At 46.9% G+C, this 12,855-nt stretch carries 11 protein-coding genes; 8 read left to right on the top strand and 3 right to left on the bottom strand.

What is annotated here, in order from left to right; all coding sequences use genetic code 11:
• Positions 1 to 20: 20 nt before the first annotated feature.
• Positions 21 to 1,043 (bottom strand): alpha/beta fold hydrolase, encoded by a 1,023-nt coding sequence (locus PMPD1_RS01080; protein WP_173632320.1) that lies wholly within the window; start codon positions 1,041 to 1,043, stop codon positions 21 to 23.
• A 191-nt stretch (positions 1,044 to 1,234) separates the two neighbouring features.
• Here PMPD1_RS01080 and PMPD1_RS01075 point away from each other — a divergent pair, with 191 nt between their 5' ends.
• Both PMPD1_RS01075 and PMPD1_RS01070 read left to right on the top strand, forming a co-directional pair.
• Positions 1,235 to 3,292: an FUSC family protein gene (locus tag PMPD1_RS01075; protein WP_173632319.1), complete on the top strand. Its 2,058-nt coding sequence runs from the start codon at positions 1,235 to 1,237 to the stop codon at positions 3,290 to 3,292.
• Positions 3,293 to 3,434: 142 nt separating this feature from the next.
• Positions 3,435 to 3,797 carry a hypothetical protein gene (locus tag PMPD1_RS01070; RefSeq protein WP_173632318.1) on the top strand — a complete coding sequence of 121 codons (363 nt, stop codon included), beginning with the start codon at positions 3,435 to 3,437 and terminating at the stop codon, positions 3,795 to 3,797.
• 56 nt (positions 3,798 to 3,853) lie between these two features.
• Here the strand turns inward: PMPD1_RS01070 and PMPD1_RS01065 are convergent, their stop codons facing one another.
• Positions 3,854 to 4,387 carry a fimbrial protein gene (locus tag PMPD1_RS01065; protein ID WP_173632317.1) on the bottom strand — a complete coding sequence of 178 codons (534 nt, stop codon included), beginning with the start codon at positions 4,385 to 4,387 and terminating at the stop codon, positions 3,854 to 3,856.
• A 53-nt stretch (positions 4,388 to 4,440) separates the two neighbouring features.
• Positions 4,441 to 5,631: a fimbrial protein gene (locus PMPD1_RS01060; protein ID WP_173632316.1), complete on the bottom strand. Its 1,191-nt coding sequence runs from the start codon at positions 5,629 to 5,631 to the stop codon at positions 4,441 to 4,443.
• Between the two features lie 819 nt (positions 5,632 to 6,450).
• Between PMPD1_RS01060 and PMPD1_RS01055 the strand changes: the two genes are divergently transcribed.
• From PMPD1_RS01055 to PMPD1_RS01030, 6 genes are all read left to right on the top strand, one after another.
• Positions 6,451 to 6,993: a fimbrial protein gene (locus PMPD1_RS01055; protein WP_173632315.1), complete on the top strand. Its 543-nt coding sequence runs from the start codon at positions 6,451 to 6,453 to the stop codon at positions 6,991 to 6,993.
• Between the two features lie 57 nt (positions 6,994 to 7,050).
• Complete coding sequence (locus PMPD1_RS01050) at positions 7,051 to 7,752, top strand: fimbrial biogenesis chaperone (RefSeq protein WP_173632314.1); 702 nt, start codon at positions 7,051 to 7,053, stop codon at positions 7,750 to 7,752.
• Positions 7,753 to 7,943: 191 nt separating this feature from the next.
• Positions 7,944 to 10,442, top strand: a complete 2,499-nt coding sequence (locus PMPD1_RS01045; protein WP_354292735.1) for a fimbria/pilus outer membrane usher protein — start codon at positions 7,944 to 7,946, stop codon at positions 10,440 to 10,442.
• Positions 10,443 to 10,483: 41 nt separating this feature from the next.
• Positions 10,484 to 11,020, top strand: a complete 537-nt coding sequence (locus tag PMPD1_RS01040; RefSeq protein WP_173632312.1) for a fimbrial protein — start codon at positions 10,484 to 10,486, stop codon at positions 11,018 to 11,020.
• 376 nt (positions 11,021 to 11,396) lie between these two features.
• The gene (locus PMPD1_RS01035; RefSeq protein ID WP_173632311.1) at positions 11,397 to 12,323 is read left to right on the top strand and encodes a transcriptional regulator; all 927 of its coding nucleotides are present in this window, start codon (positions 11,397 to 11,399) and stop codon (positions 12,321 to 12,323) included.
• A complete protein-coding gene (locus tag PMPD1_RS01030) occupies positions 12,313 to 12,780 on the top strand; it encodes a YqeJ family protein (protein WP_173632310.1) in 468 nt (155 codons plus the stop codon). The genes PMPD1_RS01035 and PMPD1_RS01030 overlap by 11 nt, the downstream gene beginning before the upstream one ends.
• Positions 12,781 to 12,855 lie beyond the last annotated feature (75 nt).

Raw genomic sequence — 12,855 nt, 5'->3', positions numbered from 1 at the left:
TTCGCGCCCTTTCCAATACCCTATTGCGCCGTGCCTGCCAGTTCCGACAGCAGAGTCTGATTAAACTTCTCCGGCTCTTCCATCTGCGGCGCATGCCCCATACCGGGAAACTCAACCAGGCGCGCATGCGGAATCATTTTCGCCGTCTGCTTACCCAGCACATTATAGTGACCAAGCCGGGCCTTCACCGCCGGCGATGCGATATCGCTACCAATCGCAGTCGTGTCCGACGTACCGATCATTAACGTCGTCGGAACGCTAATCTGAGCGAACTCATAATAAATCGGCTGCGTAAAAATCATGTCGTAGATGAGTGCCGAATTCCACGCCACCTTTTGATGACCCGGCCCGCTATTCAACCCGGCCAGCATATCCACCCATTTGTCATACGCCGGTTTCCACTGCCCAACATAATAGGTTTGCTGTTCATACTGCTTAATGCTCTGCGCCGAAAGCTTAAGCTCGCGTTGGTACCACTGGTCAACGGTACGATACGGCACCCCTTTCGCTTTCCAGTCTTCCAAACCTATTGGATTCACTAACACCAGCTTTTCGGTTTGCTGCGGGTACATCAAGGCATAACGTGTCGCTAACATGCCGCCGGTTGAATGGCCGACAATCATCGCCTTTTTAATGCCCAGATGCTGCAATAACTGGTGCGTATTAGTAGCCAGTTGCTGAAAGCTGTACTGATAATTAGCCGGCTTAGTGGAACTACAAAACCCAATCTGATCCGGCGCAATTACCCGATAACCGTGAGCGCTCAACGCCTTGATGGTCTCTTCCCATGTCGCGCCGCAAAAATTCTTGCCGTGCATTAACACCACGGTATGTCCATTGGCAGCGGCAGTCGGCTTCACATCCATAAACCCCATACTGAGCGGCTGCTGCTGTGATTGAAAAGAAAAATGTTGCAGCGGAAAAGGGTAGTGAAACCCTTCCAACTGTTCGCCATACGTGGCCGCCTGCGCCGACGTCGCGCTAAATATACCCAACGCCAATAGCAACCCGCAGGGCGCCCACTTTACACCGTTTGCTGCCATGTTTTGTCTCCGTCAGAGAGAGGCTCAACCGAAACGGTTAAATCCCTCTTGGCAAAACCAACAGGATAGCGTTACACCCAAGCGACCGGCAAATCGTTAGCGTCTTAATAATTTGTATAAAAAATTAAACTGGTTGACGCGACGACTTCCGTTATGATGAGAAAAAAGGCCGCATAATGGGTTCGTTCGGTATGAAGTGGTTGTCAAAGAGTGCGGTGTTATTTTCACTCAAAACATGTTTAGCCGCGTTTCTCGCTTTTTACATTGCGCTGGAGCTTAACTTTGATAAGCCGGCCTGGTCGCTCACTACCGTTTATGTAGCCTCACAGCTTTACTCATCCTCTACGGTTTCCAAATCGATTTTTCGTTTTTTGGGTACCGTGCTCGGCGGCCTGTTTATCTTTCTGATTTACCCCGCCACCGTGCTCTATCCGGTCTTATTTAGCCTGTGTGTCTCGATTTGGGTAGCCGTGTGTCTCTATTTTTCTCTGCATGACCGGACCCCAAAAAGTTACGTTTTTATGCTGGCGGGATACAGCGCCGCAATCATGGGCTTTCCTGATGTAGATACGCCGCTGTCGATCACCTACACCGTGGTGTCGCGTATTGAAGAGATTACGGTGGCGATTATTTGTAGCAGCCTGGTCCACAGCCTGATCCTACCGGTCTCAATGCGGAATATTTTGGAAAACAGCGTCACTAACTGGTACACCAGCGCCCGAAAATTATGCAGTGAGCTCTTAACGGCGGAGACCAAAGAGCAAACGCCGGAGCGCGAAGCTATTTTGGTCCAAATGGCCGGTTATCCGGTGAATGTCGAAACGCTGATCACACATTGCGTGTTTGAAGGCGATGCTGCGCGCCAGCTTATACGCTTGGTGACGGTACAGTATCAGCACCTCTCTTATCTGATCCCGACGCTTACCGCGATTGAGATTCGGCTCAAACTCTTAGCGGAACAACAGATTGATTTCCCTGATTTTGTCGATACAACGTTTAGACGCTTCCTGACATGGCTAAATAGCGGCGATAAGAATCGCGAAACGCAGGCGATACTGCAGGACATTGCGCTCACTCAGGCCAATATCAAACGTTGTTATCAAGATAAAACCCTCAGCGCGGAAAAGAGCCTGTTACTCAGCGGATTACTCGAACGATTGGCAAACTTCGTGAAAATTACCGAGGCCTGGTCGACGGTGGGGGAAAAAGTCGGCAGCCTAAAAGAACGCGGTAATCCGGCAAAGCGCGCCCAGGCGCACTGGCATATTGATAAAGGGTTATTGCTGCTCTCCTCGTTTACGGCCTTCCTGGCGACATTTGCCTGTTGCCTGTTTTGGATTGGCTCCGGCTGGAGTGATGGTTCAACCGCGCCCTTAATGGCGGCAGTTCTTTGCTCCTTCTTCGCCGGTATGGATAGCCCGATTGCCCCAATGAAGTTGTTTCTCAAAGGCGTAGTGGTAGCGATTGTGATCAGTATTCTATATTCGGCGCTGATTATTCCGCAAACCGTGACGTTTGAATCATTGATTATCGGCCTGGCGCCAGGGCTATTTGCACTCGGTCTGGTGATCGCCAACCCCGCCACTAACCTGATGGGGTTAATTATTGCTACCCAAATCCCCGGCTTAATTGGTTTGAGCCATCACTTCAAACCCGATTTACAGTTGATCGTTAACGGTGCGATTTCTAGCATTGTCGGTATCATGTTCGCGGTCATCATCACGGCGCTGATCCGCAATAAGCGCCCCTCCTGGACTGCTCGCCGCGCCTTCCGTAAAGGCATTAACGAACTGATCCAGTTCCTCTCTGAAATTCGGCTTAACCGCTCATCACTCCAGTCGCGGCAACGCTTTGTCGCCCGTACGCTAGATAAAGTGAATGTTATCCTGCCACGCAAAAGGATCGATCCGGTTCCCGACCTGGTTTCCGGCGGAAACCTGATAACCGAAGTCTGGATTGGAGTCAATTTTTACGACTTTTATGTCAAACATCAGACGTTATTGTCCGAGCATGCGGTTATAACTGACGGGCTGTTTTATGAGATCAACAAATTTCTGCGTTCGCGTCTGAAATCGTTGCAGGCGATGCCGCATGCTGCTTTATTGGCGGAAATGGACTATTTGCTTATTCATCTCGATCGGCTATGCGAGCAGGATAACCGGCTCTATTCGCCACTGTTTTATTTGTTCAATATCCGTCTATCGCTATTCTCTACCGAACGTTGGCCGACGGTATCGGTGATGCCCTGATAGAGGTGCCGGATCTTGCGGATTCCTCCGAAACTGCCGCCATAAATACGCGAATTACAGAATTTTGTGCGGCTTTACTTGAATTTATCCGCGCTAGCGTTTACTACATTAGGGTAGAGCCAACATAAAAAGGAACTTGATCATGAAAAAGACAGTTATTGCGTTGTCCCTAATGTTTGTTGCTTCCGGCGCGCTGGCCGACGATGTGATTCCACACGCGACCAATAAAACGGTAGAAGGCGCGCAGAGTGGCGCTGACACGGCAAAAGAAAAATTACACAAAACTGAAAACCGCATTTCTGAGCAGAAGTCTCATGCGCAGCATAAGATGAAAGATGGCGGTGCTTCGACTAGCGATAAAGTGAAAGAAAGCAGTCAAAAAGGGTGGAATCGTACCAAAGAGGGTTCCGAAAAGGCTTGGGACTCCACCAAAGAGGGGAGCAAAAAAGCCTGGGATTCGACTAAAGAAGGCGCCAGCAGCCTGAAGAAAAAAGTCACTGAATAACCCTCAGTTGCCACTGCATTAAGACCCACTTGCCCGGTTCCCTCACCGGGCAAGTCTTATTTATAGCGTAATTCAAAGGTGATAATCGCACTTAACGTCCCTGCGCTAATCGGCATCTCTTTTGCGTAGTACCACACATCCAGCGGCAAAGCCCCTTTCCCATTGGTCAATGTAATTGGTTTAATCACCGTGTTGGCGTCAAAACTTAAAAAACCCGCGCCAGAATTAGCGAGACGAAATGCCACATTTTTCGCCGTACCGCTGACCGGTATATTCGAAACGTCACTCTCTCCCGCAGGCCGAATAATGGCGATATTCAACGCATCGGGCGACACATCACTACAGTTTGTCACATTAACCGTAAACGCATTTTTCCCTGCCCACTTGCCTTTAGCCGGCAAATCATCGGTACGTATAGTCGGCAGCACCAGAGTGGCATTTGTCGATCCGTTCACATCAATTTGGCAGGTCGGCGATGTAATCAGCCCGGTAACATTGATGGTACCGTTCTGCGCGGCCATGGTTTCTGTCGACATTGTCGCCAACAGAATAGAGAAGGCGACCGCGCCTGAAAATAGTTTATTGAACATAGGGTTTCCTTTTAAGCCTCTGCCTCATTAAAGTCCTGAGTCAGGCGCGTCGCTTATTTGTAGCTAATCGTATAAGTGATTTGCGCATTGACCCGGCCAGCTTTCACCGTTCCTTGTTTGATCATGCGTACCACCAGTGGAATATTGATAGTGGGTGAGCCATCCAGGGCCAGCGTCTGGTTAAATTCAACGCCTAACGGAGCCGGGGTATTACTTGCCGTATTTCCTTTCGCAATTTGTACTGCCACACCCTGCGCTTCCCCGCCGCCAGTTTTAATCCCGACGATGCCTTGGTTAACATCAATATTTTGTTGATTGCTATTCAGCTTGATGCCCAGCACGTTATTCACGGTTGGCGCAGGTGTAGTCATCCCGACATCGTAAGCGCCGGAAATTTGATCCTGTACGAACATTGAATCCCGGTTCTGGTAACCGGTAAATTTTTGACAATTAGTCAGCTTAATTGAGGCATCTTTCCACGGTGTCGTCGTTGCGCTTTCTATTTGTGTGGTAGTAAAGGTGCCTAAATCAACATTCACCGTTGAGGGTGTAGTGCAGGTTGGCGTACTGATATTAGCGCTGCCGGAAAAATTAGCGATCAAATAACGTGCAGGCAATTTCCCAATAGATTGCCCATCCGCAGGATATGCTCGATATTCGACGGTTGGAAAAGAGATCCCATTAACCATGCCCGGCGTAACGCTACCAATTTTAACTAGCTGAAAAGTTAAATTGCGAAAATGTTCGTAATACAATCCTGTAGTGGTGACATCTTTGCCACCAGGTTTTACGGTTATTTGCGCCTGATAATGCGCCAAAGAATTATCCAGTGGCGCATCGCTATTAGTTAAGTAATGGCCTAAGATCCAGAAACGTACGCCAATTCCGGGCACATTGGTTTTAAAAGTATAATTATCCGTACCCACTAAGGCACCGCCCGCCACTTTCCCTCGCGTTTCGACGGTCACGGTTTCCGAGGCGGTTGCAGACGTATCAGGAATATAACACGAAACAACCGGAGTTCTTTGTATATCGGTATTTGCCGCGAGGCGCCCCTGAAATAATACCGTGCCATTGGGCAAATCTTCGGTCGCGGAAATATTTGGTGCCCCTTGAATACTGACTGTCGGATTAGCGCCACCCGATTCACCGTTAATATCACAGGTAACTGCCGCTGCGGCGGGCAAAGTATACCCCAGCATCAGCACACTCAGTATGGCAGTGAGATTTAATTTAGCAGACATAAGTAGAGTCTCTGTTTATCCTGCATCACGCAGGCATACGATATAGAGTCAGACGCAATATGGATAAATCTTGCGACCGTAGTAATGAGATAACCAATAAAATATGCAGGTATCCTAGCAGGAAAAATCTCATGACTCTACTCATCTAAGATTAGCTAATAAAAAAGGAAGCCACATAAGGAAAACGCTAAGAAAAAAACGAAAAATAGTTTAAATTCATTAAATTAGCCTAAAATCTTATGTTTACTTAGCTCAATAAGCAGCTTAAATTGATCGAGCAACAACGGCTTTTCTGCTCTCTGAAACCCGCCTTTCTGCAATTATTGATCTACATCAAATAAAGCACTCCTTTCCTCTATTTTTGTTGTTATATCGCGCGTCCAAAGCCACATTAATTTAACAAAAGATTAAAGACAAACCCTATAAATATAAAAAAAACCAAAGAAACCAACGTTATTTATGCAACTTTTTTACTTTCAAAAAACCTTGTCACCCTCTTTTCATCCTTTTAAAAACCTTATCTAAGCTCTTTTAAATTCATCTAATAATTAGTGAGTTTATTTATCGTCTCAATCCCCTTAAGATTATTCCTGTCGACACCGAGAGACATCTAAAGAATCAACGTGTCATGCAGCCCTGTCAGACATTAACTTATAGTAACGGCGTCAGACAAATGGCAGCAAAAATACTCAGGGAAACATGAAGAAATCAATTAGAGTGCGGCAAAACTCCGCGTCAGGTCTGATTAAGGGCAATTGATTCACGGCATGGCTCTCATTAAACGTTAAATCTTAACTTCAATCTATACGGAATATATAAATGAAAAACTCAATTATCGCTGCTTCTATTATGGCTCTGTTCGGTGCTGCAAACGTTGCTCATGCAGCTCCTACCGGCACAATTACCTTTAACGGTGAACTTACTGCAAATACGTGTGTAGTAAAAGTGAATGGTCAAGGCCCATCTGAAACAGTGGTTCTGCCAACAATCAGTATTAATCAGTTAAAAACCAGCGGTGAGTCTGCCGGTAAAACCAATTTCAGCATGGAATTGAGCGACTGTTCCGATACTGCAACTGGCGTGGCTGCATTTTTTGAAGCAGGCAAAGATGTCAATATCAATGGCCGCCTGAATAATAACCTGACCGATGGCGCTAAACTGGTTAGCCTTCAGTTGTTAGATGGTTCAAATGGCTACACCGCGATTAAAGCCGGTGACCAGGTTCAAAATACCGCAACGGCAAGCGTTACCGTAACCGACGGTAAAGCAACCCTGCCTTACGCTGTTCAATATTATGCTGAAGGCGCAACCAGCGCTGGTAAAGTCGTGAGCATGGTTGATTACTCCATCATTTATAAATAATCGCTAATTTTTAAATGGGCATGGCAATGACCATGCCCCTTTTCACCGGATAACATCATGAAAAAATTCATTAGTCATATTACAAAAATTATAAGCTTAGCATTATTACTTTCTCAGGTATCTTCTGCTTATGCCAGTATTATTATTGGCGGCACCCGCGTAATTTATCCGGCGGGCGAAAAAGAAGTCACGGTCAAGGTGACTAATAAAGGTCAAAATCCGGTACTGATTCAAAGCTGGATGGATAATGGCGATACCAACACCAAACCAGAAAACATTAAAGTTCCTTTCATCCTAACGCCACCGATTAATCGGGTTGATCCACAGAAAGGACAAACGCTGCGTATGAGTTTCACTGGCGCGCCTTTACCCGCTGATAAAGAGTCGGTGTTCTGGCTGAATGTACTGGAAATCCCAGCCAAAAATGCCAGCGTTGCGGACAAAAATATTTTACAGGTTGCTTTCCGTTCACGCATCAAGGTGTTCTGGCGCCCTGCCGGTTTGGCTAGCGATGCCAGTGAAGCCGCTAAATCATTAGTCTGGCGTGCCGAGGGCGGCAAAGTCACCGCGGTGAATAACTCGCCTTATTTCGTTTCATTGGTCAGCGCCTCGGTTAACGGTCATAAAGTCGATGCGCCGATGATCGCGCCCAAAAGTAGCCAGTCCATTGCGTTGAATGTCACAGCTGGGCAGAAAATACAATATATCTTCGTCAATGATTATGGCGCTTATATCAATCACGATGCTGTCGCAAAATAATATGCGACGCATTTAAACCAAATAAATTTCCGGTGTAGTTCTTGTGTTATTTCCGGCAGTCACCACGATGTCGGCTTTTTCTCAACACTATTAATCATCAGGGTTTCAAGAGAATGCCAATTTTCAGCAGAAACAAGCGTCCCTTAAATAAGGGAGACCGAAATAGCTTTTTCCGGATTTCGCTACTTTGCGTGGCAATCTCTTGCGCACTGAGCAGCCAGGTCGCCATTGCCGAAGAGAACAACGCTTCTCTGGTAGAGTTCGACCCGGCATTTCTGAGCATTGCACCCGGCAATGACGTTGATCTGAGCCGTTTTAACAGCGGCGCCAACGCGTTGCCCGGCAAATATCGCTCCGATATTTACGTTAACAATAATCTGATCACTACTGAGCAAATTGAGATTGTCTCAGCAGAGGATAAAACCACCTATCCCTGTTTAACCCGCCAGATTATTGCCGCCATTAATTTAGATTTTGAAAAACTCCCGGCGACCGCGCGTGATGCGTTATCTCAAGACGATCAGAGCTGCTATCGCTTAGAAAAATTGATCCCGAACGCGACCGTGGCTTATGACAGTAGCGAGCAACGGCTTGACATTGTGATCCCACAAATCTTTATTCACCGCAGTGCGCAAGGCAGCGTTAGTCCGGCGCTGTGGGATCGTGGTGTTCCGGCACTGATGTTAGGCTACAACCTGAATGCCTATAACCAACATACCAAAAGCGGTAGCGAAAACTCATTCTATGCCGGGTTTAATACCGGGCTGAATGTGGGTGCCTGGTACTTCCGCCATAACGGGAATTACAACTGGTCAGAGAACGGACTTAAAAAGTACACCTCAATTAATACCTACCTGCAGCGTGACATCCCTTCTATTCAGGGGCGCTTGCTGGTTGGGCAGTCCAACACACGGGGACAACTGTTCGATTCAGTGCCCTTTAGCGGTGTGCAGATCGCCAGCGATGAGCGCATGTTGCCGCAGTCTCGTCGCGGCTATGCGCCAGAGATCCATGGTATCGCACGTACCAATGCCCGCGTGACGGTAAAACAGAACAATCAGGTCATTTATGAAACCACCGTTACGCCCGGCGAGTTCCTGATTAACGATCTGTATCCCAGCGGCTATGGCGGCGATTTAGTGGTGACGGTTAAAGAAGCCGATGGCAGCGAACAATCCTTCTCGGTCCCCTTCTCTTCCGTGACGCAACTTTTGCGTCCTGGTACCTGGCAATACTCCGTCACCTCCGGTCGGTTACGCGGCAATGAACTGCGCGATCCGCCTATTTTGACCGAAGGCACCGTACAGTACGGTATTAGTAATACGCTAACCGGCTATACCGGTATGCAATTAACCGATAACTACTATGCCGCGCAAGTTGGGCTCGCGGTGGATACACCGGTGGGCGCGGTTTCCTTCGATGTCACCAAAGCGCGTGCGCATATTAATACCAACGCGCATGGCGGTAATTCGACCAGTGGCGAAAGCTATAAAGTAGGTTTTAACAAACTCATTAATCAAACCAATAGCAATATCTCGCTGGCGGCTTATCGTTTCTCAACCGAAGGATATCTGGATTTAATTCCGGCACTCCAGCTACGTGAATTGAATACACAGGATAATCGTAACGTCAGGATTTGGCGGCCTAAAAATCGTCTGACATTGACCGCAAGTCAGGGATTACCGGGAAATTTTGGTCAGTTTTACGTTACCGGCTCGGTACAGAACTACTGGCAAAAAGACGGAACCGACAAACAGTATCAGTTAGGGTACAGCAACTATATCGGCAACCTTAGCTATAGCCTGAATGCGACCAAAACCTGGTCCAACTATGGCCGCCAGCAAACCAGCTATCTGTTGAGCTTTAGCCTACCGCTGGGTAGCTCTGTGGTACGTAACGCGCCTCAGATGCGTGTCGATCTTAGCCATGATTCTGATGGCCGCATGAGTGAAATGACCAGCCTGAATGGCACTGCGGGCAGCACCAGCCAATTCAGTTACGGCGTCAGCGCTTCTCACGCCAACCAGCGTGCGGGAACCAGCGGTTCGGCTAATGCCCAATACCGTACTGCCGTAACCACAGTAAATGGTGGCTGGAGTGGTGGTAAAGACTACCGTAGCGTGTCGGCAGGGGCCAGCGGTATGGCGATGATACATGGCGGCGGCGTCACCTTCAGCCCGTATTATGCTGACACCGCAGCGCTGGTTGAAGCTAAAGGCGCGGAAGGCGCTCACGTTTCGGGTTATCCGGGCATTCAGGTTGACAGCAATGGCTATGCGATTGTGCCTTACCTGAATCCGTATGAAATGAATGAAATTACCATCGATCCGAAAGGAACCGCGCAGGGCGTTGAACTGGATAATACCTCCCAGAAAGTCGCCCCTTATTCGGGTGCAGTGGTCAAACTGACCTATAACGCCAGAAGCGGGAACGCGTTACTGATTAATGCCAGCTACCTGAACAAACCGCTGCCGTTTGGCGCGGCAATTAGCGACAGTAACGGTAGTAACGTCGGTTATGTTGGTCAAGGCGGGCAGGCCTTTGTGCGCGTAGAAAATGTCAGCGGTACCCTCTCGGTAACATGGGGCGACCAAGAGTCAAAACGCTGTCTGCTGCCCTACCAAGTGCCGGGTAATCAAAAAGCGGCAATGCCAATATTAAGCGCGGTCTGTACACCCGTCGGGAAATAGTCAACGTGATGATAAAATTAACCAGATTAAATGGAAAAAACATGAATAAGCTTCATTATGTTTTGGCGCCGATGATGGTTATCGGTAGCCTGGTCTCACAGCAGAGCTACAGCGCCACTAGCGCTGCTCTCAATATTAATGGCAAAGTTATTTCTGCCACCTGTGCGATAGATATTAATGGCGTTTCAGATGCGACAGTAACCTTACCTGCTACTCTGGCCAGCAGCTTTAGTAGCACCAATCAAGTGAGAGAAAACGCCCCGTTTACGATTAATATCACCAATTGCACCGATGTATCGCCCGGCGCATTAACGCTCACATTGACGCGGAATACCCCGACAAGCGCCTCCGTGTTTGAGGTTCCCAATATTGGCGGGAGCGCCAGAGAAGCCGCGTTAGCCATTTACGATACCGCAGGCGTGGTAAGGTTCAACGGTACGACTGCGGTCGCCGCCGTTCCCGATCTTAACGCAGGAAAAGCGACGCTTAACTACAGCGTCAAATATCTTTCAATCGATTACCCGGTCAATGCGGGAACGGTAAAAGGCAGCCTAAAAGTAGAGCTAACCTATAAATAATAACTTAATAAGGCATTGAGTATGGGACATTTACATTCTGATTTTTCATCAGAAAATTATTTCTCCATCAACGATATCGAACAACTCAGCACACTAAGTTAAACCCTATTGCTCATGGTTATCTCGTTTTCTCAGGTTCCATTTACTCCTATATTAAAAGTGAGTAAAGGCCAGATGCTTTCATCTGGCCTTTTTATTTACAAAGGAAAAAAGAGTTTATTGCACTAAAAAAACACCATGAAATTAAAAAATATACAAAAAAACAAAAGATTAACTTAATTTTAAAATTAAAAATAACTCTATTAGTGGTATTGCTTATTTACTTATAGGTGCTATTGTTAGCCTAAGAATTATCTGACTATGGTTGGGGGTGTTTTTGAATAAACACAAAGAATGGCAGTATTACCTTATAAATGGTAAGGTCGAATTTTGGCTCGCCCGAAACAAAGTAATCGCCCGGCATACCCAGCAGGAGTTCAGTCTATTTCATCCTGCGAGTTGCTGCTTGTTCGAACTTATCATTAACCAGCCTGAAATCGTCTCGCAGAGCGAACTGATTAAACAAGGCTGGGGAGATCGGCACGCCCATGTCTCAACCAATGCCTTCTATCAATGTATTTTAACACTGCGTCGGGTTCTTAAAGATGCCGGTTTGGAAAACGATATCATTCGTACTATTCCACGGCGTGGACTAAAGATCCCGGAGCATGTGACTATCACACTGGAAGGAGAGGCGCCCACAGAGGATATTCAGCAACCGTCGCTGGTGATTGAGAGGCCGCAAGACGATCGTAAAGATAGAGAGTCGCATTCTCATTTTGAGAAGGCTATTCCACCGCCATCAATAGTGGAAGTCATCAGTAATACAGAAACAGAACCTTTACCGGTTATTCAGGAACCACAAAATAACCCCCAACAACGTGAACGAAAAGAGAAAACGTTACGCTATTACGCGCAAAAAACCTGGCCAGTCATCTATTTTATGGGCATGGTTATTTCTGCCGTTATGATTTTCTCTCAAACATGGGAAAATTATCAGTCACATAATTTTGCTTTTGGTTACCAAAAGATGGCATTAGATAAAGATGGCTGTAATTTTTATTACAACGCCAATGCTGTCGTTTTTGATAAGCAAAAAAAGTATGCGCAAAAAACGCAGTTTGATTGCTCTCGCCTGAATAACGTTTTCATTACCAGTTATCTTTATTCAACGCAATTGAGTGTCATCCAGTGCCGTTTTAGCGGCAGTTTATCATCTAAAAAATATTGCACATCAAAATATTACTCTAAAAATGAAGACTAAATCTCTCATCATATCATCCACACTTCTACTACTGGTGTCGATCGCCAGCTACTTCTATGTTCGCCATAAACATAGCAATGTGCCTATCGAGTGTTACGGTAACGTGGAGGTCATCAATGGTAATTTAACACTAAAAGGAGTCCTTATTAATACCCTGCATGATCGCAATGGTAGTATTTTAATTAATGGAAAAGTTTTCGAGGATGATAAGCCGGTGAGTACCATTAACCGCTGGGTTAGGGTAAATCTGCAACGCTCGAATAGCACCGTGTTTATGACCAGCACTAAAATAGAAAAGAAAATGGAAGATAATACGCCAGATGAGACCACCAAACGGCTACTCTCGGCTTTTAGCATCACAGTGGGCGCTTCATCAACGTATGATTTTATCAGGCAAAGCGATGGAGGTTATATTGTGCAGCGCGGTACTATGCCTATCCTGTATTGTGGTTCATAGCGATGCAAGTGACGCCTCGACTCGGTTGCTAATACTTTTCCCGCCGCCGGAATCGAACGGTTGCGGTGGCGGGAA

The sequence above is a fragment of the Paramixta manurensis genome (genome assembly GCF_013285385.1).
GTDB classification, from domain to species: domain Bacteria; phylum Pseudomonadota; class Gammaproteobacteria; order Enterobacterales; family Enterobacteriaceae; genus Paramixta; species Paramixta manurensis.
The sequence above is the reverse complement of the archived record's forward strand: the minus strand, read 5'-3'. Positions and strand labels throughout refer to the sequence as shown.